At 68.2% G+C, this 21,910-nt stretch carries 22 protein-coding genes and 6 pseudogenes; 17 read left to right on the top strand and 11 right to left on the bottom strand.

Annotation, left to right across the window (positions count from 1 at the left end; all coding sequences use genetic code 11):
* Positions 1–84 precede the first annotated feature (84 nt).
* The 4 genes from KVT44_RS40930 to KVT44_RS40915 are packed head-to-tail and all read left to right on the top strand — an operon-like array spanning position 85 to position 4,983.
* Complete coding sequence (locus KVT44_RS40930) at positions 85–1,326, top strand: extracellular solute-binding protein (RefSeq protein WP_217572925.1); 1,242 nt, start codon at positions 85–87, stop codon at positions 1,324–1,326.
* Positions 1,327–1,346: 20 nt separating this feature from the next.
* The gene (locus tag KVT44_RS40925; RefSeq protein ID WP_217572923.1) at positions 1,347–2,330 is read left to right on the top strand and encodes a carbohydrate ABC transporter permease; all 984 of its coding nucleotides are present in this window, start codon (positions 1,347–1,349) and stop codon (positions 2,328–2,330) included.
* Positions 2,327–3,178, top strand: coding sequence for a carbohydrate ABC transporter permease (locus KVT44_RS40920; RefSeq protein ID WP_217572921.1), 852 nt, complete (start codon positions 2,327–2,329; stop codon positions 3,176–3,178). Before KVT44_RS40925 ends, KVT44_RS40920 begins: the two co-directional genes overlap by 4 nt.
* A gap of 50 nt (positions 3,179–3,228) precedes the next feature.
* Positions 3,229–4,983 (top strand): amylo-alpha-1,6-glucosidase, encoded by a 1,755-nt coding sequence (locus tag KVT44_RS40915; protein ID WP_217572919.1) that lies wholly within the window; start codon positions 3,229–3,231, stop codon positions 4,981–4,983.
* Between the two features lie 58 nt (positions 4,984–5,041).
* On the opposite strand, the gene KVT44_RS58845 is transcribed toward KVT44_RS40915, so the two are convergent.
* Positions 5,042–5,281 carry a terpene synthase family protein gene (locus tag KVT44_RS58845; RefSeq protein WP_254650589.1) on the bottom strand — a complete coding sequence of 80 codons (240 nt, stop codon included), beginning with the start codon at positions 5,279–5,281 and terminating at the stop codon, positions 5,042–5,044.
* Between the two features lie 71 nt (positions 5,282–5,352).
* Positions 5,353–5,520 (bottom strand): annotated as a pseudogene (locus KVT44_RS60745) (terpene cyclase); the annotation flags it as partial.
* Here KVT44_RS60745 and KVT44_RS60740 point away from each other — a divergent pair.
* A complete protein-coding gene (locus KVT44_RS60740) occupies positions 5,470–5,784 on the top strand; it encodes a hypothetical protein (protein ID WP_308314248.1) in 315 nt (104 codons plus the stop codon). The pseudogene KVT44_RS60745 and the gene KVT44_RS60740 sit on opposite strands and share 51 nt — an antisense overlap.
* 361 nt (positions 5,785–6,145) lie before the next feature.
* Complete coding sequence (locus KVT44_RS40905; RefSeq protein ID WP_217572917.1) at positions 6,146–6,307, top strand: hypothetical protein; 162 nt, start codon at positions 6,146–6,148, stop codon at positions 6,305–6,307.
* Between the two features lie 48 nt (positions 6,308–6,355).
* Here the strand turns inward: KVT44_RS40905 and KVT44_RS58835 are convergent.
* A pseudogene (locus KVT44_RS58835) lies at positions 6,356–6,610 on the bottom strand (DUF6233 domain-containing protein); the annotation flags it as partial.
* A gap of 194 nt (positions 6,611–6,804) precedes the next feature.
* On the opposite strand from KVT44_RS58835, the pseudogene KVT44_RS40900 reads away from it, so the two are divergent.
* From KVT44_RS40900 to KVT44_RS40880, 5 genes and pseudogenes are all read left to right on the top strand, one after another.
* Positions 6,805–7,110 (top strand): annotated as a pseudogene (locus KVT44_RS40900) (XRE family transcriptional regulator); the annotation flags it as partial.
* Between the two features lie 139 nt (positions 7,111–7,249).
* Positions 7,250–7,756: a hypothetical protein gene (locus KVT44_RS40895; protein WP_217572916.1), complete on the top strand. Its 507-nt coding sequence runs from the start codon at positions 7,250–7,252 to the stop codon at positions 7,754–7,756.
* 457 nt (positions 7,757–8,213) lie between these two features.
* Entirely contained in the window at positions 8,214–8,444 is a 231-nt protein-coding gene (locus KVT44_RS40890; protein WP_217572914.1) for a hypothetical protein, read from the top strand.
* A gap of 172 nt (positions 8,445–8,616) precedes the next feature.
* Positions 8,617–9,057 (top strand): hypothetical protein, encoded by a 441-nt coding sequence (locus tag KVT44_RS40885; RefSeq protein WP_217572912.1) that lies wholly within the window; start codon positions 8,617–8,619, stop codon positions 9,055–9,057.
* 247 nt (positions 9,058–9,304) lie between these two features.
* Positions 9,305–9,433, top strand: a pseudogene (locus KVT44_RS40880) (dipeptidase); the annotation flags it as partial.
* A 132-nt stretch (positions 9,434–9,565) separates the two neighbouring features.
* Here the strand turns inward: KVT44_RS40880 and KVT44_RS40875 are convergent.
* Entirely contained in the window at positions 9,566–10,114 is a 549-nt protein-coding gene (locus KVT44_RS40875) for a GNAT family N-acetyltransferase (protein WP_217572987.1), read from the bottom strand.
* Between the two features lie 251 nt (positions 10,115–10,365).
* Between KVT44_RS40875 and KVT44_RS40870 the strand changes: the two genes are divergently transcribed.
* Both KVT44_RS40870 and KVT44_RS40865 read left to right on the top strand, forming a co-directional pair.
* Positions 10,366–10,689, top strand: a complete 324-nt coding sequence (locus KVT44_RS40870) for a RacP protein (RefSeq protein WP_254650606.1) — start codon at positions 10,366–10,368, stop codon at positions 10,687–10,689.
* 82 nt (positions 10,690–10,771) lie between these two features.
* On the top strand, positions 10,772–11,458 hold the full coding sequence (locus KVT44_RS40865) for a hypothetical protein (protein ID WP_254650611.1): 687 nt from the start codon (positions 10,772–10,774) through the stop codon (positions 11,456–11,458).
* A gap of 63 nt (positions 11,459–11,521) precedes the next feature.
* On the opposite strand, the gene KVT44_RS40860 is transcribed toward KVT44_RS40865, so the two are convergent.
* The gene (locus KVT44_RS40860) at positions 11,522–11,914 is read right to left on the bottom strand and encodes a hypothetical protein (protein WP_217572907.1); all 393 of its coding nucleotides are present in this window, start codon (positions 11,912–11,914) and stop codon (positions 11,522–11,524) included.
* Between the two features lie 58 nt (positions 11,915–11,972).
* Positions 11,973–12,113 (bottom strand): annotated as a pseudogene (locus KVT44_RS58830) (hypothetical protein); the annotation flags it as partial.
* Between the two features lie 480 nt (positions 12,114–12,593).
* On the opposite strand from KVT44_RS58830, the gene KVT44_RS40855 reads away from it, so the two are divergent.
* On the top strand, positions 12,594–13,553 hold the full coding sequence (locus KVT44_RS40855; RefSeq protein ID WP_217572905.1) for a LysR family transcriptional regulator: 960 nt from the start codon (positions 12,594–12,596) through the stop codon (positions 13,551–13,553).
* A 38-nt stretch (positions 13,554–13,591) separates the two neighbouring features.
* On the opposite strand, the gene KVT44_RS40850 is transcribed toward KVT44_RS40855, so the two are convergent.
* Entirely contained in the window at positions 13,592–15,025 is a 1,434-nt protein-coding gene (locus KVT44_RS40850) for an aminopeptidase P family protein (RefSeq protein WP_217572903.1), read from the bottom strand.
* A 425-nt stretch (positions 15,026–15,450) separates the two neighbouring features.
* Here KVT44_RS40850 and KVT44_RS40845 point away from each other — a divergent pair, with 425 nt between their 5' ends.
* Positions 15,451–17,280, top strand: coding sequence for a collagenase (locus tag KVT44_RS40845; protein ID WP_308314245.1), 1,830 nt, complete (start codon positions 15,451–15,453; stop codon positions 17,278–17,280).
* A 250-nt stretch (positions 17,281–17,530) separates the two neighbouring features.
* Here KVT44_RS40845 and KVT44_RS58825 read toward each other — a convergent pair whose 3' ends face one another.
* From KVT44_RS58825 to KVT44_RS58815, 3 genes and pseudogenes are all read right to left on the bottom strand, one after another.
* The gene (locus KVT44_RS58825) at positions 17,531–17,797 is read right to left on the bottom strand and encodes a transposase (protein WP_254650588.1); all 267 of its coding nucleotides are present in this window, start codon (positions 17,795–17,797) and stop codon (positions 17,531–17,533) included.
* On the bottom strand, positions 17,794–18,096 hold the full coding sequence (locus KVT44_RS58820; protein WP_254650587.1) for a transposase family protein: 303 nt from the start codon (positions 18,094–18,096) through the stop codon (positions 17,794–17,796). The genes KVT44_RS58825 and KVT44_RS58820 overlap by 4 nt, the downstream gene beginning before the upstream one ends.
* 155 nt (positions 18,097–18,251) lie before the next feature.
* A pseudogene (locus tag KVT44_RS58815) lies at positions 18,252–18,494 on the bottom strand (transposase family protein); the annotation flags it as partial.
* 113 nt (positions 18,495–18,607) lie between these two features.
* On the opposite strand from KVT44_RS58815, the gene KVT44_RS40835 reads away from it, so the two are divergent.
* The gene (locus tag KVT44_RS40835) at positions 18,608–19,267 is read left to right on the top strand and encodes an MSMEG_1061 family FMN-dependent PPOX-type flavoprotein (RefSeq protein WP_099918412.1); all 660 of its coding nucleotides are present in this window, start codon (positions 18,608–18,610) and stop codon (positions 19,265–19,267) included.
* Positions 19,268–19,391: 124 nt separating this feature from the next.
* On the opposite strand, the gene KVT44_RS40830 is transcribed toward KVT44_RS40835, so the two are convergent.
* A complete protein-coding gene (locus KVT44_RS40830) occupies positions 19,392–20,849 on the bottom strand; it encodes a PLP-dependent aminotransferase family protein (RefSeq protein WP_308314244.1) in 1,458 nt (485 codons plus the stop codon).
* 46 nt (positions 20,850–20,895) lie between these two features.
* On the opposite strand from KVT44_RS40830, the gene KVT44_RS40825 reads away from it, so the two are divergent.
* Positions 20,896–21,837, top strand: coding sequence for an aldo/keto reductase (locus KVT44_RS40825; protein ID WP_217572897.1), 942 nt, complete (start codon positions 20,896–20,898; stop codon positions 21,835–21,837).
* The last annotated feature ends 73 nt before the right edge of the window (positions 21,838–21,910 follow it).

Raw genomic sequence — 21,910 nt, 5'->3', positions numbered from 1 at the left:
GCTTCTTCACCGGCCGTGCTCGGCCGGCTGCTTCCCGACCCGCAGCTTCGGCATGCCCTTGCCGAAAACACGAAGGAACGCGCCATGAACGGATCCACCGGACGGCGGCTCACCGCCGCGGCCCTGACCGTCGTCGCCCTCACCACAGGCACCACCGCATGCTCGTCCGGGGGCAGTTCGTCCGCGAAAGGGGAGAACGGCGGCACCTACACCCTCTGGGACCCCTACCCGCAGTTCGCCAAGGACTCGGCGTGGGCGAAGCTGCTCGACGGCTGCGGCGCCAAGGCGGGCGTCAAGATCAAGCGGACCGCGTTCGACACCAGCGACCTGGCGAACAAGGCGCTGCTGGCGGCCCAGCAGGACAATTCCCCGGACGTGCTCATCGTCGACAATCCCGTGGTCTCGACCCTGGCGGAGGCGGGGGTGCTGACCACGACGGCCGACAACAAGGTGGACACCTCGAAGGTCGACCCCAACCTCCTCGCGGCAGGCCAGTCGGGCGGGAAGACCTACGGAACACCCATCGGCGCCAACACCCTTGCCCTCTACTACAACAAGAAGGTCCTCAAGGCCGCGGGCGTCGACATCGCTTCGGTCAAGGACTGGCCGTCGCTGACGGCGGCCCTGGAGAAGGCCAAGAAGGCGGGCAAGAAGGGCATCACCTTCTCCGCGATCGGCACGGAGGAGGGCAGCTTCCAGTTCCTGCCGTGGCTCTGGGGCGCGGGCGCGAAGCTCACCCAACTCGACTCCTCCCAGGGCGAGTCGGCGCTGTCCCTCTGGAACGGCTGGCTGAAGAACGGCTACGCGCCCAACTCGGTGCTCAACAACACGCAGACCACCAGCTGGCAGGAGTTCGCCACCGGCGACTACGCCTTCGCCGAGAACGGCACCTGGCAGCTCGCCAACGCCGAGAAGGCCGGATTCGAATACGGCGTGCTCCCGATACCCGGAGCTTCCGGTGGCAACGCCGCGGCCCCGACCGGCGGTGAGTTCGTCACCGTCCCCGTCCAGGGCGACACCGGCCGCTACGCCACCACACGCAAGCTGGTCTCCTGCCTGACCAGCACCGACAACCTCTACGCCACCGACACCACCCTGTCCTACGTGGCCCCCACCAGCGTGGTGCAGGACAAACAGGTGGCATCCGACGCCAGATTGAAGCCGTGGGTCGAGGCGGTCAAGGCGGCCAAGGGACGCACCAGCGACGACCTCGGCACCAAGTACCCCAAGATCTCGGAGCAGATGTGGAAGGCGGTTCAGACAGCCCTCAGCGGGTCCAAGTCCCCGAAGGACGCGCTAACTGCGGCCCAGAACGCCGTCAAGTAACCGGAACACAAGGGTCGTTGATGAACCACACGACACATCTGGCGGACCGTGGACCCCTGCTCGACCGGAACGGGGCGGCCACCGCCGCCCCGTCCCCGGCCCGCACGGCGCCCCGCCGCCGTCTCACCTCCCAGCAGTGGGCCGCCTGGGCCTTCCTCACCCCGGTCACCCTCTACCTCGGCCTCTTCTACGCCTATCCGCTGTACCGCAACCTCGACCTGAGCCTGCGCCACTACACCGTCCGCTCCTTCGTCCAGGGCAACGCACCCTTCACCGGCCTCGCCAACTACCGCACCGTCTTCGACGACCCCACCTTCGCCCCGGCACTCACCCACACTGTGGTGTTCACCGCCGTCTGTCTGTTCTTCCAGTACGCCATCGGCCTGGCCCTCGCGGTCTTCTTCAACCAGCACTTCCGGCTCTCCGCGACCCTGCGCGCCCTGTTCCTCGTACCGTGGCTGCTGCCGCTGATCGTGTCGGCCTCCACCTGGTCGTGGATGCTGAACAGTGACTCGGGTGTGGTCAACGCCGCCCTGCACGCCGTCGGCATCGGTCCGGTCAACTGGCTGACGTCGCCCTCGTGGTCACTGGCCTCGGTGATCATCGCCAACGTCTGGATCGGTATCCCGTTCAACCTGGTCGTGCTGTACAGCGGCCTGCAAGCGATCCCCGGCACCCTGTACGAGGCGGCCGCCCTTGACGGCGCGAACGCCTGGCGGCGCTTCTGGCACATCACCTTCCCGCTGCTGCGCCCGGTCTCCGCCATCACCCTGCTGCTGGGTCTGGTCTACACGCTCAAGGTCTTCGACATCATCTGGATCATGACCAAGGGCGGCCCGGCCGACTCGTCCACCACCTTCGCCACCTGGTCCTACCGGCTCGGCTTCGGCAACCTGCTGCCCGCCTTCGGCCCCGGAGCGGCCGTCGGCAACCTGCTCGTCGTCGCTGCCCTGGCGTTCGGCCTGGTGTATCTCAGGGTCCAGCGAAAGCAGTACGCCCCATGACGACCATCGCGACAGCACTCCGCCCGCGCCGAGCCCGCCGGACCACCTGGTGGAAGACCGCCACCGGCCTCGCCCTCACCGCGATCATGCTGTTCCCGGTCTACTGGATGCTCAACGCGTCCTTCACCCCTGACCAGGACATGCGCAAGAGCCCGCCCGACCTGTTCCCCGTGCACGGCACGCTGGAGGGTTACCGGGCCGTCCTGGACGACCAGTTGCCTTACCTCGGCACCAGCCTCGTCATCGGCCTGGGCACGGTCGTACTGACGGTGGCGCTCGCCGCACCCGCCGGCTACGCACTGGCCAAACTCCGCCCGCGCGGCGGCGGCGTACTCAGCTTCCTCTTCCTGGTCGCCCAGATGATCCCCGGCATCATCATGGCGATGGGCTTCTACGCCATCTACCTCAGCCTCGGACTGCTCCAGTCGGTGCCCGGGCTGATCGTCGCGGACTCCACCCTCGCCGTCCCCTTCGCCGTACTGATCTTCACCGCGTTCATGTCCGGCATCCCCGACGAGCTACTCCAGGCCGCGAAGACGGACGGAGCCGGACCCCTGCGCACCTTCTGGTCGATCGTCCTGCCCATGAGCCGCAACGCCGTCGTCACGGTGTCCCTGTTCGCGTTCCTGTGGTCCTGGTCCGACTTCGTCTTCGCCAGCACTCTCGCGAACGGCGGCGCACACGAACCGATCACCCTCGGCATCTACCACTACATCGGCAACAACAACCAGCAGTGGAACGCGATCATGGCCACCGCCGTCGTGGCCTCGCTGCCCGCGACGGTGATCCTCGTCCTCGCCCAGCGCTACGTCGCCGCCGGCGTGAGTGCCGGAGCGGTGAAGGACTGACCCCGTCCGCTCAGCGCCGGTGACCCTGCTGAAGAAACGAGTACCGCTTGATGACCGCCGCCCGATCCGGCCCGGCCTTCTCCATCCACGACATACCGTTCAGCACGCACGGCTCCTGGTTCGGCATCTCGCCCGTGCTGGGCGAGAAGACGCGTGCCGACGATCTCCACCTCGTGTCCCACCAGAACGGCATGCACGCCGTCCTGCGCCTCGTCCCCGTCGATGCCACGACGGGCGAGCGGGTCGAGACCCGCGTCACGGCGACACCGAGTCAGCTCAGCTGGACCCACGAGAGCGGGCACATCGACCTCGCCTACGAGTCGCCGGACACCGTCCGCCTGCGCGGCAAGGGGGCGGGCCTGCGCATCACGGCAGCGGCGCAGACGCTGACGCCCTTCACGGGCGCGTACTTCTACCGCGACCCGTTGGACGGAGCTCACGTCTTCACCTCGTACGAGACGGGCCGCCGCTACCGGATCACCATACTGTCCGGCATCGTTCGCGAGGTCTCCGGCAGCCAGACCCTGGGCCGCGCCGAACGCGGCCTTACGGTCACCGCGGAGGCCGACGCCATCTGGGAGGCGGCCGTCCAAGAACTCGACAGCGCACGCCGGCCGTATAGCTCATCGAGGACGTTCGACGAGGTCGTGGCCGCGGCGGAGCGGGCCGTCGGCGCCTTCACCGACGCGGTCGCCCCTTGGCGATCGCCCGGCACCCCGGCCGCCGAACTCGCCGCCTACGTACTGTGGTCGGCCACCGTCGACCCGGCGGGCCTCGTCCGCCGGCCCGCCGTGCTGATGTCCAAGCACTGGATGGACAAGGTCTGGAGCTGGGACCACTGCTTCAACGCCCTCGCCCTGGCCCCCGGAGCTCCCGCGCTGGCCTGGAACCAGTTCGTTCTGCCCTTCGACCACCAGGACGAAAGCGGCGCCCTGCCCGACTCCGTGACCCACTCGGAAGTCCTCCGCAACTTCGTCAAACCGCCCATCCACGGCTGGACCCTGGCCCACCTGCGCCGACGGCTTCCCGAACCCTTGAGTTGCGCACAACTCACCGCCGCCTACGACATGTTGCAGCGCTGGACGGACTTCTGGCTCACCGCGCGCCGCGCACCTGGTGCCCTCTTGCCCCACTACCAGCACGGCAACGACAGCGGCTGGGACAACGCCACCACGTTCGACCCCGAGCGCGTGGTCGTCACCGCCGACCTGGCCGCGTTCCTCGCCCTCCAACTGCGCGAACTCGGCGCCCTGGCCACGGAACTCAGCCTCCCTGAAGCGGCCCGTGACTGGTTGCGAGCCGCGGAGGCGACCCAGACCGCGATGCTCGACGAGCTGTGGACGGGGGAGAAGTTCCTCGCTCGGGGCGCCGACAGCGGCGACACCTGGAGCAGCTCCAGCCTGCTCGACCTGATGCCGATCGTGCTGGGCGAGCACCTGCCCGAGAACCTGGGCAAGGCCCTGGCCGTCCGGATCGAGGCACACCTCACCCCATACGGTCTGGCCTCCGAACTGCCCACCTCACCGCACTACCGCCCCGACGGCTACTGGCGCGGCCCGATCTGGGCGCCCGCCACCGTCCTCATCGAGGACGGCCTGCGCCGAGCCGGCCACCACCGCCTGGCGGATGAGATCAGCGCCCGTTTCCGCAGGCTGTGCGAGACCCACGGGTTCGCGGAGAACTTCGACGCCCTGACCGGTACGGGCCTGCGCGACCGCGCATACACATGGACCGCCAGCAGCTATCTCCTCCTCGCCGAAGCCCATGAACTCCGGAACACGGCACCCATGCAGAACGGCAGATGAAAACGGCCATGGGCGAGATCACTCGGGGGTGGCCCTCGGCATCCTGCACCCGCCGCCCTCATGTGCGGGCCGACCGGCCGAACGCGTTCAGCAGCGGCACACTGCCGTGCACGACCTCCTCCAGGGAGTAGACGTCGTTGCACATCAGCGTGATGTCGATGGCGATCTCCCGCATGATCCTCAGCTGCGGGCTGTGGAAGACCGCCGCCGGCAGGCTGAGACCCGCCGCCCGTTCGGCCAGCGACAACGGCAGCGCCGTCCCGGCGACGCCCCTGCGGGCATAGAGGTAGTGCTCCATGTCCACCGGCACCCCCGGCACCGGTTGACCGCTTCGTGGGCGTGGGCGGCGAAGTAGTACTCCCACTCGTGGGCGACCCGCGCCACCCATCCGGGAGCGGCACCGTCCGTGCTGCGGCGCCAGAGGTCGGCGAACGCGGTCGAGCACGGATCGGCGCCGTGGCCGGTGCCGCTGCCGGTGCCCGTGCCGTGGACTACGTCGATCAGGCCCTGGCACACCCGGGCGACTCGGTCGGGCACAAGGCCCAGAGGGCCGTCGAGCTGATCGTCGAAGACGAAGAAGAACGCCACGACATCGGTACACAGATCCAGCCCCCGCCCGGTGGCGTAGGGAAAACCATGGGCGGCGAGCCGAGGCATGTCCCACGAGGTGTACCAGCCCACGGACCGCTCACCACCAACCAGCCCCTGCCGGCAGACCCAGTCAAGGTTGCGGCGGCGGGTGCCCTCCATGTCTGCGCTGACCCGAAGCGGGAAGGGCAGATCGAATTCGATGTCCTGTGACATGACATCCCTCCACACGGCGGCCCGCCCTCTTCCGAACCGGTCATGGCCAGTCTGTCGGCAGAGTGGGCCGTCGCCGCTGGCTACCCATGAAATACCCGCGAGGAGGAACGGCCCCGTGCCGGTAGATCGGGCGGGCGCTGGCCCGCAACAGCGCAGGCGCCGTGGCGAAGCCGGCGTGGCACGGAGTACCGCGAGGCGTGGGAAGCGGTGACCGAGGCGAAGGCCGAGGGGCCGAGGGCGGCCCAAGCCGAGCACCGAGGCCGAGGAATCGGTCGACCTGATTGCCGCCCTGCAGGAGAGCGTCCGCAAGGCCCAGGCCGCACGTGGCGAGAGTGGCGGCGATGCCGACGTCCACGAGATGCCGACGGCCAAGAAGCAGACGGCTAAGAAGAAGATGGCCGGGAACACGGCCGGGAAGGCGCCTGCCAAGAAGGCCGCGAAGAAGTCCGCGGCGGCGAAGAAGCCGGCCCGGCGGCAGCGGGGTGTCCAGGCCGAAGTCCCGTGCAGAGTGGGGGAGTAGAGGCGCGGCGCCGTCTGTGGCGGGGCAGTCGAGGATGCGGAGCTGGGCGCCGGGCTTGCAGTGGGTACGGGCGCGCACGCCTGAGGTGAGGAGTTGGCGTGCTTCGTCGCACGGGACGGGGCGCCGTCGTTTGCCTGCGGGGTAGCAGCCGCTGACGTGCACCTCGATGGGCGGGCGTCCGTTGCCGATGCCGAGTTCGAGGATCCAGTCCGGCTCATGAGGCTGTCTCTTCCGGCCCTGTTCCTGTTCGGTGTCCCACTCTTGAAGGGCGGCGATCTTGGTGTCGATGCGCTGCAGCCACATGGCGTGCCACACCCGCATTCTGCGGAATCAGGTTCGTCAAGCGTCCTCGGCAGAGGCAGCGCACCGACGGAACGGCCGGCTCGGCCTTGTTCCCGCTGTGGAGGCGACCTCCTGCGGCAAAGACCTCTCCGAGGCGCGGTCGCACCGCCCCTTCTCACAGGACCTGGGACAGCTCGATGCCGGCCATGAACTTCCGCAAACGCCGGCGCAAGCAGGCCGCCGCCACCGGCGGGATCACGGTGGAGACAAAGGCCCGCTTCGGCTACACCGCGCCGGTCGGCACGACCGACGACGGCCGCTTCCGGCGACTCACCGTGCACCCCCCGGCGTACGCGCAGCGCCTATTCGACGCCCGCGTTGCGGGCGTCAGCGACCAGGAAATGCGTGGGATCATCGCCGAAGGGTTTAAAGACGTCCATTTCCAGGACGGCGGAGGGCGCGCTATGGGACTTTCGGACGTCGAAATCAATGACATCGACTATGTGGACCTGGACTACTAAGTAGGGAAAAGAATGACTGCTGAATTCACCGGCTGAGCCGAAGCGCGATAGTTGTCACAAAGGCAGGCTTCCTGTCACTGCGACTGGGCGTTGCAGTCGGCTGCTTGAGTGTCGTAGTTGGCCGGTAGCGTCAGGCTTTATGGAAGATGTGAAGATCGTTGTTGAGCGTCGGTACGCTCCGGACCCGATCGACTACGAGCGCCTCGTCTCGCTGGTCGAGTCCACCGGCGAACGCGTTGTGCTCACTGAGGCGGGCGTGCCGGTGACTGTGCTGATCTCGGCGGAGGCTGTGGCTGAGCTGGAGCACTGGGCCCGCGCCGACTACCCCGCGCCCGCACCGATGCCACAGGAACAGGAAGAGGAAGAGGAAGACGCGGACGAGACGACGTGGGACGTCGGCCGGCTTGGAGCCGAGCCGTTGGCTAGCCCGCAGGAGTACGGAACCTACACCCGGTACGTGCGCGCTGATGGCAGGCGCGTGAGCTTCGCTCGGGGCGGGGTGGTGGTGGCGGTGCAGCTGACCGCAGACGAGGCGGCGTGGCTTAAGGACAAAGCCATGCACACGCGCCAGGGATTCATGGACCCCAAGCAGTCAGCGGCGTTCGCAGAATTCCTGGCCCGACAACCCTCGGCCGGCGAGCAGTGACTTTGATACTGGTGACAGAAAGGCTGCTGAACGAGAATTTGTGACAAGCCGCGTGCCTCATCAGTGACACCAGGCTGCCTCGAACGGTCGTTCTCACCGGCTCGTCGAGCCCTGCCAGTGCCAGCTACTGCGTTTCGGCTCACCGGCGTGAGCCGGGACACGATGGGTGGAACCTGGCCACGCGTGTTGGAATCAGGCTGAACGCCGACTTGCGCGAGGTTGGACGCCGGGTCGATGACCTGCGACCATGCTGGCGCGGCCGCCGATATAGCGTTCTTCCGCCGCCGCGTTCCCTGGCGTCCGCAAACCGGCGCTCCACGCCCTGTACGACCGGACCGGCGATGGATACGCCTACCGTGCCGAGCTGTCCGCGTTCGTCGACGAGCCGCTGCTGTCCCCGCACCCCGTCCTGCGCGACGAACTCGACCTGCCCGGCCCCTGGTTCGAGACGATCGGTATGAACCTGTCGGCGATCGCGGCCACCCCCACCGGCCGCACCGCCGTGCGCCAGGAGTGGATCTCGCGCGCCTTCCCCGAGTACACCGGCCACCCGGCACCCCAGATCACACAATGGGCCTGCGCGCACGGCGACTTCCACGCCGCCAACCTCACCACCAGGCCCCACGATCCTCGACTGGGAAAGCTGGGGCACCGCTCCCCGGGGATACGACGCCGCAGGCCATCCTGAACGTTTATCAGATGCCCGCTAAGGGAATTCGCCGCCGTTGAGCTGCCGGGCGGGTGCAGTTGTTGAGGGTGCGTCCGCTCGGGACGCTCGGGTGGCGTCTCGCCTTGGTAAGTCCTGGTGGCGTGCGTTGCTTAAGATACTGGCGCTCTGTACAGCGGGTGGAGGGCATGGGGTGGGACTGGTTGGCTCTTTTGAGGCGGTGGTGCTGGTGGAGCGGCACCTGTTCGCTCTGATCGACAACGATCCGGGGAACGAGGAGCCGTTCGCCCGGATTCCTGGCAACTCCGCGTTCTTGGTCCACCAAGACTCTTTGGTGGTCGCGTCGGATCTCGAAGACCAACTGGCCAGGGTCCGGGTGGAGATCTGGGACGCGGCGCCCGACGGGCCGGCCGGGGACGGATTCCGGGCGATCGGGGAAGTGGCCTCCGTGTCTTTCGAGTCCAGGCGGATCCAGCTGGTCAACCTGATGCGGGAACCGGCCGGGGACGAGTACGCCCTCACCTCGCCCGGACCCTATCGGGTGCGTGTCTGGGCGGGCCCACAGGAAGAGGATGCGCAGGAACTGGAGGCCTACCGGTTCTTCGAACGCTTCGTGATCCAGCTGTCGCTGTGAGGCGCCGAGCGGGGCGCGGCCGCGGGCGACCTCGCCCGCTCGTGCGGGGGTTACTCTACCTTCAGCTTGTCGTTTATCGTCTGGCCTCGAATGTGTTTCACACGTGAGTGGGGTTTGTCCAGATCAGGGCACGTGGGAACGGCCTTCCGCTGATGCTGTGCTCCGTCACAGATATACCGCTCAGCAGGAAGGCCGTGGGGATGAGTCTGTCGTGTGTGAGTGTCCCGCAGGACGCCATCGGGCAACTGTCATGCTCCGAGCCATGGGCGGCGCTGGCTCTGTCAACTACCCCACCGAGTGGTGGCACTGGTCATATGGCGACCGCTACTGGGCGCTGATCAGCAAGGCTGACAGTGCCATCTACGAACCGGCCTGACCAACTCGAACCGCAGATACGTCAGCAGACACTCACGGACGCTCCTTGGAATCGATGATCTAGGGCGAAAATCAACCACGGATTTCGCGTGACGATCGGTGGCCTCGTGGATCCGTGCTGTCGAGCACGAGCTCAACCAGACGGCGTGACCGGGGACCACACGCCGAACCACTGCTCGGCGCCGTAGTCCTCGAACCGCTCCACCTCGGTGAACCCCAGCTTTGCCGCGAGGCGCATCGAGCGCTCGTTGGCGGTCTGGGTGCGCAGCACCACCGGCTTGCCGGGAAGCGCGTCGGCGAACCAGTCGAGCGCCGCTGCGCACGCCTCGGCGCCGTACCCGCGTCCCCACGCCTTTGGCAGGAACAGGTAGCCGAGCTCGGCCTCCCCGACATCCGGACGGACGTGCCCCGGACTCTCCGCGTCGTGCCGATCGAGCTTGACCATGCCGATCATCTCTCCGTCGAGATCGATCACGAAAAAGCCAGGGCGCCGTCCGGATACCTCGGGCACCGTGCGCTCGAGCTCATCACGCGGTCGAGGGCCACCGAGGTAGGTATGCACCTCTGGTGAGGCGAACAACTCGATGAACGCCGCACGGTCCCGGGCCTCGGGCTCGCGGATCACGAGCCGCTCGGTCCTGATCGGGGCAGGCGGCCAGGCGACGGGTCCAAGCTCAGTCATGGCGGGCAACCTACCGCACGCTCGCCGGGCAGGAGCCTCAGATTCTGGAACAAAGATCAACCGCTTCCCGGACCGTCGGACTCGGTCCAATGAGGCAGGTCGACGTCGACGGCGAACTGGCCCGGCTCCTGCGAGGTGAGTAGTCGATGCCCTGCGCTTCCGAGCGCAGATCACCGACTGCCCAGCGGCATGCCGACACCATCCGGTTCGTTCTCTTCGAGGCCCGGCCGGCCAGTCTGGCCTTCAAGTAGCTGGTCAGATCCAGCGAACTATCGCCCAGCCAGGTCCGGTTGGGCCTGGCCTGCCTGCGGGACATCATCACCGAACGCGGCTGGCCGCCCCTGATCTGGTCGCGGGCGAACGGTTACAAGTTCTGCTCCGACCCGGCCGAGCTCCAGGCATACGAGGTCGTGATCATCCGGGAGAAGCTCACCGAGATCCGCCGGTTCATCACCGGCACCGTTGTCCCGCCCGCTGTCCTGCAGCCCAAGGGCCGCTGGATCAGGCACCTGAACACCCAGCTCAGCTCCGTCGAGTCGACGCTGGACGTGATCGCCGAATACATCGACGCATGACCGGCCGGCCCGCCCCTGGAAGGAGAGCCCGTTGCCGAGGCGATGCTGCTATCCCTCCGACACCTGGGACGACGAAAGGGCCATGCTTGAGCCGCTGCTGCCGATCCCGGCCTGCGAGACGAAGACCGGCGGCCGTCCCGAGAAGCACCCACGTCGCGAGATAGTCTTTACCGACCGTGGAGCTCATCGGATGAGCTCTGAACTGCGACGATGCGTCGCGGTCGTGGCCGTGATGCCCTTCGGTAGATTCTTCGAGGCTCGCGAATGCCGAGCTGGCGGTGCGCCGAGGAGGATGAACGTGTCTGGTGAGCGGCTCGACTCGGAGTGGCTGCGAGGCTGGTGCGAACAGACTTCTGCGGAGCTCAGGGCTTTGGTGTCGTCGTTTCTGAAGACGCACGGTTTCCCGCCTGGTGAGAACGCCGTCGCACTCGCAACGGCTGAGAGCCACAAGGCGACGGATGCACTCGTGGATCTGACGCCGATTCCCTCCGACCTGACCACCCTTTACTGGGCGATTTGCGAAGTTTCTATGCCTGATGTCGAGCACGGATACTTCGTCCACCACCCAGCCTGGACAGTTACCGAGCACTTCCGCGAGTACGGATCTGTCCAGATCGACGACGAGCCCCCTGCCATCGTGTTCGCCAGTGATGGCGGTGGCTATCTGTTCGCAGTGGCAGGCAGCGGACGAGTCTGGAGGTCGACTACAGCCTCCTGGTTCGACGATTTCGAGGTCTTCGCATCATCCATCCAAGAGTTCCTTGAATAGATCGGCCGAAGGGCCGCCGGACAGAACCGACCAGGCAGTCCGCCTGAGGACGTGGCTACCGCCTCAGGTTTGATCGCGTTCGAGGAGTTGAACCTCGAGGTCGGTGATGCGCTTGTCCGCGAATCGGAGGTTGGAGCGGGCGCCTTCGAGCCGTTCCTGGAGCTTGCGGTGCTCCTGGGCGAGCTGGCGGACGCGGTGCTTGAGGATGGTGTTCTCGGTGGTCAGATGCTGGACGGACTCGCCGGGAACCATCAGGTCGAAGTCGCATAGCTGTCCCAAGAGTTCACCGATCGGCTGCCGCTGCCGCTGCCGCTGCCGCTGCCGCTGCGCGAAGCCTTCCTTCTGGGTGCGGGTCGGCTCGGCCTCGGCGTTCAGAGCACGCTCCCGCCAGGACGCCTCGATCCGGTCGTGTTCCTGCTGGGCCTGGCGGTCGTGGTGGCTGTGGTGGTCGGCCATGGGCGTTCTGCACGAGGGCCCGTGCGTCGGTGTTCTCGTAGAGGAATGTCGCGGAGATTCCAGCTCGTTCGGCGACGGCCCGGACGGTCAGTCGGCCGCGTTCTCGGCGGAGCTGGCCGAGCGCCTTCTCGACGCGAGCGAGCTTGTCCTGGGTCTGCCGATGGCGGGTGGCGATGGCGGCCGCTGTGGAGGCGGTCATGCGACATCGTCTCCGTGCTGTGCGTGAGCCAGTCTTGGGCTCGGAAGGCGGTGCTCCAGACCTTTCGGAAGTGGGACTGTAAATCTCACCCGCCCACAAGCCGACATCAGCAAGGTCCCCACCCATGACCTCATCAACGACCAACCTGGCCAGCAGTCACGACAAGGACCGTTGCAGTACTAACCCTCCTGCGCAGAAAGTGAATTGCCTGTGATGACGATGCACTCGATGATTCGAACCGGTATGCGGGGAGTCGAGCAGGGTGCGATCTTTTTTGGACAGACAGACAGGTGAAGTCCCTGGCAGCTGGGTTTTCGACCAAGAAGAGTCCATCTCCAGCAGAGGCTTCACGTGCTTGTGTGTCCGTCCGGCGTCGACGTGTCCAGCTTCACCCTCCGCTTACTGACCCCGCCATGAACCACCGCTAGAGTCGCCCGGTGACCGCGGACGGCAGGGGCGTCGAGAAGAGGAGCCCGGACGATGGACCTGGAGCTTCGGCATCTACGGACCTTGTGTGCGATCGCCGACGCCGGGAGTCTGGGGCGGGCCGCGGCACTCCTGAAGTACTCGCAGCCGGCGATGAGCACCCAACTGCGCCGGATCGAGCGGCTCTTCGGTGAGGACTTGTTCGTGCGTACCGCGTCGGGAGTCGAGCCGACCCGGTACGGCCTTGAGGTCCTGACTCAGGCGCGCGACATTCTGGCCCGTGCGGATGCCATCAGGCGCCGTCCGGCGGGGGACGGCGTCAAAGCACCCCGGGTCCTGCGCCTTGCGGCGACCAACTCGCCCGTCCTGTCCGGCATGGTCGTCCGTATACGCAGCCGGAGGCCTGATCTCACGCTGACGGTGAGCAGCGTCTACCCGTCGTCGGAGATAGTCGAGCACTTGGAGAAGGGCGAGCTGGACGCCGCGATCGCCGCGGACTACCCCGGAATGGAGCTGCGGCACTCCGCGGCCGTGGCGCATCGCGAGATCGTCAACGAACCCGCGTTCGTAGCCCTGCCCGCCGGTCACCGGCTCAAGCACCGCATGGAGGTTCCCCTCGCCGAACTCGCCGACGAGGCCTGGTTCCTGACCCCCGACGACGGTGCCGGCTGGCCGGGCGTGTTCTACGCGGCCTGCGCGGCAGCCGGGTTCACGCCCACGGCCGTCCATGAGTACCTCGGTGACCGGCTCCAGCTCCAGGACATGATCGCCGAGGGACTCGGCGTCTCCATCGTGCAGGCTACGACCCGGCCGAACCAGGGCGTGATCGTCAAACCGCTGAGCGGCACACCGCTGTGGACCCGCTATCTGCTCGCATGGCGCCGCGACCATGTCACTGAGGACATCACGGAGACACTGTTCAGCTCCGCGCACGCGTCCTACCGTGACCTCATCACGCGGTCGGCGCACTTCCAGGCGTGGGCGGCGCAGACGTTCCATCTGCCGCGTTCCTAGGGCCAGTTACGGCGGCGACCGCGCCGTGGGACGCAGGGTCAGGCCAGGAGCTCGCCCATCCACGTCTCGATCGCCGACGCGGTGCGCGGCAGCGCCGACGACATGAGGCGGGCGCCGTCCTCCGTGACGACCAGATCGTCCTCGATGCGCACGCCGACGCCGCGCAGCTCCGGCGGCAGCGTCAGGTCGTCCGGCTGGAGATACAGGCCAGGCTCGACGGTCAGGACGTGGCCCGCCTCCAGGACGCCGTCCAGGTACTGCTCGGCACGGGCCGCGGCGCAGTCGTGGACGTCCATGCCCAGCATGTGGCCGCTGCTGCACCACGTGTAGCGGCGGAACAGACCGCTCTCGGGCTCAAGGGCCTCGTCCGGCGTCACCGGGAGCAGGCCCCAGGAGTGCAGCCCCTCGGCGATGACCCGCATCGCAGCGAGGTGGAAGTCACGAAAGCGCGCGCCCGGCCGGACCGCCGCGATACCGGCGTCCTGCGCGGCGAGCACGAGGTCGTAGAGGTCGCGCTGCGCGGCGGTGAAGGTGCCGCTCACCGGAAGGGTGCGCGTGATGTCGGCGGTGTAGAGCGTGTCCGACTCGACGCCGGCGTCGAGCAGCAGCAGGTCACCGGGATGGACCGGACCGTCGTTGGCGATCCAGTGCAGTACGCACGCGTGCGCTCCGGCGGCGGCGATTGTCTCGTAGCCGAGGCCGTTGCCCTCGAGGCGGGCGCGCAGGCCGAAGACGCCCTCGACCCAGCGTTCGCCGCGCGGATGGCGGACGGCCTCGGGCAGTGCGCGCACGACGTCGCTGAATCCGGCCGCCGTGGCGTCCACCGCGATCTGCAGCTGCTCGACCTCCCACTCGTCCTTGACCAGGCGCATCTCGGACAGGAACGAGGCGAATTCGAGGTCGGCCTCTTCGCGGCCGGTGCTGTCGACGAGCGCGTCGATCTCCGGGTCGACGCCGCGCAGCAAGCGGGTCGGCCGCGCGCCGTTCAGCCGGGCGGGCACGTCGTCGAGGCCCTGGGTCGCCACGCCGAGCAGTGAGGAGGCCTCGTCGAGGGTGGCGCGGCGGCCGACCCAGATCTCGCCGTAGCGGCGGTCGCGGTAGAACTCCCCGGTGTCGCGCGGGGATCGTGGGCGGACGTGCAGCACCGCCTCGTGACCGGAGGCGGTCGGTTCGAGGATCAGGACGCTGCCCGGCTCGGTCCCACCCGACAGGTACGAGAACGCGGTGTGCGGCCGGAACCGGTAGTCGCAGTCGTTGCTGCGCACCTTGAGGACGCCTGAGGGAACGACGAGCCGTTCGCCGGGGAAGCGCGCGGACAGCCGGTCGCGCCGCTTGGCCGCCCACGGTGCGATCGACTGCGGGGGCGGATCGGCTCGCGGCGAAGACTCCCAGTTCCCCATGAGGAACTCGGCGAGCGCTGAGGAGACCGGAAGGTCGTGCGAACCGGTGTGGAGCGGCTTCTTCGTCGTCATACCGGGATCGTAGGGAGCAGGGGGCCGCCCCGCCCCATACCGTTTTTCCGCCGTACGCATAACACGAGGCGGAGACCTGCTCGGCGTCCCGCCCTGACCGTCAACTGCCTCTGCGGGCACGGATGTTATGGCTCGCCCCTCCATTGTCGTATCCCTCAGTCCGTTGTCATTGGCCACTGTGAGTGGGACGTTCCCCCCACGCCTCGCCGCTCGTGCTCGAAGCGACCCCCACTCACGAAGGAGCATTGATGCGTCGTCGACCTGCCCTGCCCGGATTCCATCCCGGAAGTCCGTCCAGATCCGCGTCCAGATTCCTGGCCGTCAGCCTGGCGGTCAGCGCCCTGATAGCAGGCCTGCCGGCCGCGCCGGCCCTCGCAGCAGTCGGACCGAAGGCCGCTGCAACGGCTGCTCCCACGCTCACCGTCGTGACCAAGCCCAAGCCGCGTGCGCTGTCGCCGCTCGGCGCGAACACCGCTGCGTCCGATCAAGCAGACGTCCAGAGCGGGCGACTGGCCGCCGCCCATGTCCGGCCGCTCAGCCCGCAGTTGCCGCAGACCTCCTCGACCTCGAAGGCCGTACGGCCTCCCAAAGCCACGAAACACGCGGCAGCCGCGTCGTGCACCCCGGCCGACTTCGGCACCCGTACCGGATCCGAACTGGTCGCGTACATCCAGGACTCGACCACCGACTGCATCAATACGCTGTTCGGCATCACCGGCACGGACGCCCGCAACGTGTTCCGCGAGGCGCAGATGGTGACCGTCGCCAACGCCTTCCAGGACGCGGCGCAGACGTATCCCGGCGACAACTCCACCCACGTGTGGCAGCTCGTGCTGTTCCTGCGCGCCGGCTACTACGTGCAGTACAACGACTCGGCCGATGTCGGCGACTACGGCTCGACCCTGGCTGCGGCCACCGAAGGCGGACTGGACGCGTTCACCGCCAACTGCCACTTCATGGACGTCAGTTCGGAACACGGCAGCGTCCTGGGCGACGTCATCATCCTGACGGACAGCGCCAACGAGCAGGCTCGTTACCTGGACACGTACAAGCGAGTGCTGAACGCCTACGACAGCTCCTACGACGCCTACTGGAGCATGGACACGGCCGTCAACGACGTCTTCACCCCGCTCTTCCGCGGCCACTTCAACCCCGCGTTCATCAGCGCGGTCACCGCCGACCCGAGCATCATCGACACGTTGAACTCGTTCGCCCTGAACCACATGTCGATGCTGAGCGGGACCTGGTACTTCATGGCCTCCAACGCCGGAACCGAGACGGCGCGCTTCCTCGACACGGCCGGGCTCCAGGACAAGGTGCGGCCGATGGTGAAAGGCCTGCTCGGTGCCTCCTCGGTCACCGGCCCGACCGCTCCGCTGTGGGTCGGCGCCGCCGAGATGACTTCCGCGCACGACGCGGCCCAATGCTCGTACTACGACACCTGCGACCTGACGTCCAAGCTCACCGTGGCGGCACTCCCCATCACCTACAAGTGCGATGACGGGCACACTTTCCTGGCCCAGTCCCTGACCGACTCGGCGCTCGCCGAGGCCTGCAAGAGCGTGCAGGGACAGGACGCCTACTTCCACGGCATTGTCAAGGACAGCGGCCCGGTCGCCGACGACCGCAACACCAACATCCAGATCGTCGTCTTCGCGAGCCCCAGGGAGTACCAGACGTACTCAGGCTGGATCTTCGGCAACAGCACCAACAACGGCGGCGAATACCTGGAGGGCAACCCCGCCGACCCCAACAACCAGGCCCGCTTCGTCGCCTACGTGAAGAGCGTGGGCGACGGCTTCCCGGCGGACATCTGGAACCTGAACCACGAGTACACCCACTACCTCGACGGCCGCTACGACACGTACGGCGACTTCTCCGCGGGCCAGACGGTCCCGGACATCTGGTGGATCGAGGGCTTCGCCGAGTACGTCTCGTACAGTTACCGGGGCGTGCCCGACACCGAGGCGCTCTCCGATGCCGGGAAGCACACCTACGCCCTGAGCACCCTGTGGCAGAGCACGTACGCCAACTCCGACCTGACCCGCACCTACCCGTGGGGCTACCTGGCCGTCCGCTACATGATTGAGAACCACCCGGACGACGTGCAGGCCATGCTCACCAAGTTCCGCACCGGCGACTACGCCGGAGCCTATGCGGTCTACAACACCGGCATCGGCACCCGTTACGACGCGGACTTCGCCGCCTGGCTCGACACTTGCGCGGCCGGCGTCTGCCGGGGGAGCAGCAGCTGACCGAGCGCTGACGGCTGAGCCGGCCGCCTGCCCTTGCCTCTGCCCCTGCCTCTCCCTGTCACCCCGCAGCCTGACAAGGCGGCGGGGTGACACGCGTGCCCGACGTACCACTCGCGCCACACCTCCAAGACGGAACCCATGCCGTTGCTCGAACGCTGCATTGGGCGCTCGAGGACGGCCAGGACAGTTACGTGCTGACCCGCGATTGATCTTGGGGCGTGTTGGTCTGCGGGTTCGGCAGGCGGGTGCTTCAGCAGGCCGTGGTGCGGACGTGTACCAGCTCGGTGCTCGGGTTGTGCCGGGTGGGTCGTTCGGAGGCGCGGTCGGAGACCAGGGCGGCGATGACGAGGTGGGTTTCGCCGTAGGTTTCTCGGCGGCCGGTGTATCGCTGGAGCGGGCGCCACTGGCGGACTTCGGCGTTGGCGTGCTCGACGCAGATCCGGCGCGAGGACTGGTGTCGTTTCATCTCGCGCCGGCCGTAGCGTTCGGTGACCGGCCCCTCGTTCGGGGACTTCATGTCCTTCGTTTCCTGGGTGGGGCGCTGACCTGGTCGGGGAACTCGTTGGCCAGGCCGTGGTAGCCGTCGTCGACCTCGGCTCTCACGCCGGGGTGCTGTTGGAACTGCTCGGCGATGCCCTCGATGCGCACGGAGGTCTGGTCGTGCAACCGGCCGGGGCGCTGGGTCCCGGACCACAGGGTGCGGCCCTGGCCGTCGCTGATCGTGGTGGTCTTGACGGTGTTCTGCCTGCGCTTGCCGGAGACGAAGGCCCGTCGGCTGGGACGGCCCGCGTGTGGGCGGCGGACATGTGTCTCCATCCCGTCGATCCGCAAGGTGACGTCCTCGGCCGCGGCGTAGGGAACACGTCCTCCAGGGTCCGCAACCGGATGCCGGGCTGGTCGGGGACGGCGAACCCACGGTCTGCCGGCAGCGGGTGGACCTCCCGCATGGCCCGGCCGATCGTGGAGGATCCCACCTCGTAGAGCACGCCCAACGCCTCATGGGTGAGCCCGGTCCGCAGATGGACCAGTGTCACCAGGAGCCGGTCGATGAAGACCAGTTCGTATTTCGGCCCGGCCCCCGCCTCCCGCCGACGGTCGCCCTCACGTCGCCCGTGACGCCCGGACTCGCAGCGCGCTACCCAGCGCGGGGCGAGTTCCGCGGCCAACTCGCCCAGATGCTGGCGCGACAGCCCATAGAAGGCAGGACGGGACATGGTCGCTCGGGCCTGTTTGATCGTCACACACCAGACATCTCGCGCGGCCGTCTCTATGTACCCGTCCCCACCGGCCAAGATCGATCGCAGGTCGGCTCGTTAGGGTCGGAGGCATGACGACACCCCTTGCCGGCAGTGCCTTCGACTCGCTCCGCCTCGACGCCGTGCCCGACCAGGAGGCGTTGCGCCGGGCGTACGCGCTCCCCGGCGACGCGGCCGTGCGCAAACAGATGACCGAACTCACCGAGCACACCCGGCGGTTGATCGCTTGCTCATCGCTGGTCCTGGTCGCCAGCGCGGACGCCGAGGGCAACTGCGACGTCTCGCCGCGCGGCGGCCCCGCCGGGTTCGTCGCCGTCCTGGACGCACGGACGGTGGCGATTCCGGACGCGACCGGCAACAAGCGGCTGGACACCCTGCAGAACGTCATCGCCACCGGACGGGCCGGGCTGCTGTTCGTCATTCCCGGGCGGACCACCACCCTGCGGGTGAACGGCCGGGCTGTCGTCTCCACCCGCCCGGAGCTGCTGTCGCAGCTGACCGCCGTGGGCAAGCCGCCGGCCAGTGCGCTGGTGCTGGGGATCGAGGAGGTCTACCCGCACTGTCCCAAGTCGCTGCTGCGCAGCGGGGCCTGGAAGCCGGAGCAGTGGCTGCCGGCCGATGCCCAGCCGACCTCGGCGGAGGTGACGCTGGCCCAACTGCGGATGCCGGAGCTGACGATCGCCGACATCGAGCAGGCGGAGGCGGACTCGCTGAAGTACCGGTACGAGTAGCGGGCCGATCTGCGAGTGAACACCAGCCAGCCGAACCCCAGGCCAGCCAGCACGCACCAAGATCAATCGCCGGTCAGCCCGTTACCGCGGCGATGGCGGTGATGACGACGGCGGCCTCCCCGCGTCATCGATCGTCATGACTCAGCTGCGCTGTACGCGTTGGTGGCGAGGCCGTCTGTGAACGCAACGCTTCGCGCAGGAGCGCGACGGCCGGGGGGATCTCCGTGTCGCTGATGTTGCCGTACCCGAGGACGAGCGCGGGTTCCGCCGACCGAGGCGCGCGATAGTCGTCGAGGTCCGCCAGGCGTAGCCCGGCGGCAGCCGCCGCCTGGACCGCCCCGCGGGTGTCGGTGCCGTCCGGTAGGTGGAGCAGGATGTGCAGCCCGGCGGCGGTGCCGGCGACCCGGCCCTCCGGCACCTGGGCGCCGAGCGTCCGGACCAGCAGGTCGCGGCGGGATCGGAACCGCCGCCGCGCCGCGCGCAGGTGGGCGTCGTACCACCCGCGGTCGATGAAAGTGGCGAGCGCGAGTTGGTCCAGCACCGGTGGCGCGGCGGCGACGAGGTTCGCTTCCCGGAGCACCGGGGTCATCGCGACAGGCGCGACCAGCCAGCCCAGGCCGAGGGCCGGCGACAGCGTCTTGCTCACCGAGCCGAGGAGGAAGATCCGGCTCGGATCCATCCCCTGCATGACGGCGACCGGGTGGTGGTCGTAGCGGAACTCGGCGTCGTAGTCGTCTTCGATGACGAAACAGTCCACCTCGCGGGCCCAGCGCACCAGACGTGCCCGGCGTGCCGCGGACAGCACCGTGCCGGTGGGAAACTGATGTGCCGCACCGACGACGACGGCGCGGGCCGGCGTACGCGCGAGGTCGTCGACGTGGAGGCCGTCGTGGTCCACGGGCACCGGGTGCACGCGTAGGCCGGTGCTCGTTGCGGCGTCCCGCAACCGCCCCCAACCGGGGTGTTCCACGGCCAGGTCGGCAATCCCCTCGGCGCGCAGCGCCCGGCACGTGCGTACCAGACCGTCGGTGACGCCCGCGCACACGGACACGGACACGGCGTGCGCGTCCGCGCCGCGCGAGCGCCGCAGATACTGCGCGACGGTGGTACGCAGCACCGCGTGCCCGGCGGGGTCGGGCAGGCCGAGGTCATAGTGGACGGCCGAGCCCGTGACCGCCCGGACGGCGTCCGCCCAGCGGCGGCGGGGAAACGCCCGCAGGTCGGGCAGGCCGGGTGCGAGGTCGTACCGGATCGGTGGCCGTGCTGGTGCGCGCTGCGCGCGAGGCCGCGGCGGCGCGGTGTCCGGTGACCACGAGACACGCGTGGCGGAACCCACGCGGGCGGAGAGGTAACCCTCCGCGATGAGCCGCCCGTACGCCTCCGTCACGACCCAACGGGAGCAGCCGAGTTCCTCGGCGAGCGCTCGGCTCGGTGGCACGGCGGCGCCCTCCGCCAGCCGGCCGTCCCGGATCGCGGTGCGCAGCGCGTGAGCCAGGCGATCGTGCAGGCGGCGGCGCCCGCTATCCGGAGGACCGACATCCAGCAGCGTCGCCCACGCGAGATTGGTCTGGGAAACAGCCACAAGATTGGAGCGTACCGCCGATCCGAATCCGCCTAGCGTGAGGGACATGATGGAGAACCTGGCTCTTGGGGCCATGCTGTTCGGCACGGCTCAGGACGAGCGCCGATCGTTCGAGCTCCTGGACCGCTTCGTGGACGCCGGAGGCGTCTGGATCGACACCGCCAACTGCTACGCGTTCTGGGACGACCCGACCGGCTTCGGCGGGCAGAGCGAGACCTTGCTCGGGCGCTGGCTGGCAAGCCGCCCGGGCGTCCGTGACCGCGTCAGGATCAGCACCAAGGTGGGCTGCGAGCCGACCGTGGCCGGACGATTCCCGGAGACGGCCGAGGGCCTCTCGGCCGGGGTCGTCAAGAGCGGGATCGAGGGCAGTCTCCGACGACTGGGTACGGACCACGTCGAGCTGTACTGGGCCCACAAGCCCGATCCGGCCACACCGCTGGAAGAGACGGTCGCCGCCTTCGACGAGCTCGTGTCCGCGGGTACGGTCGGCCGCCTCGGCTGCTCCAACTACCCCGTCTGGCAGATCGAACGGGCACGGCAGATCGCGCGGGCCCACGGCGGTGCCGGCTTCACCGCGGTGCAGCAGCACCACACGTACCTGCAACCGCGCCCCGCGACCCGGCCCACCGTGGTGCACCGGTTCGGTGCGGTCACCGACGAGGTGCTCCACTACCTGGAGCACCACCCGGACATGGCTCTGTGGGCGTACACGCCGCTGCTGAGCGGCCGCTACACCCGCGCGGACAAGCCTCTGCCCGCGGAGTACGACCATCCCGGCACCGCCCGCCGCCTCGCGGTGCTCGACAAGATCGCCGCCGAGACCGGCACGAACCGCAACCGGGTGGTGTTGGCGTGGCTGACCGGAGGGAACCCGGCTGCCACGCCGATCGTCGGCGTCAGCACGGTCGAGCAGCTGGACGAGGCCGTCGCGGGGGTGTCACTGGAGTTGACCGCCGATCAGCGCGAACGCCTGGACTCCGCGGAGTGATCAACGAGACGAGTTGATGCGAAGAGCTGTTGTGACGGCTTGATGCGAGGAGTTGTTGTGACGGCTCTGGTGA

Source organism: Streptomyces sp. GbtcB7, from assembly GCF_019091445.1.
In the GTDB taxonomy this organism is placed as follows: Bacteria; Actinomycetota; Actinomycetes; order Streptomycetales; family Streptomycetaceae; genus Streptomyces; species Streptomyces mirabilis.
The sequence above is the reverse complement of the archived record's forward strand: the minus strand, read 5'-3'. Positions and strand labels throughout refer to the sequence as shown.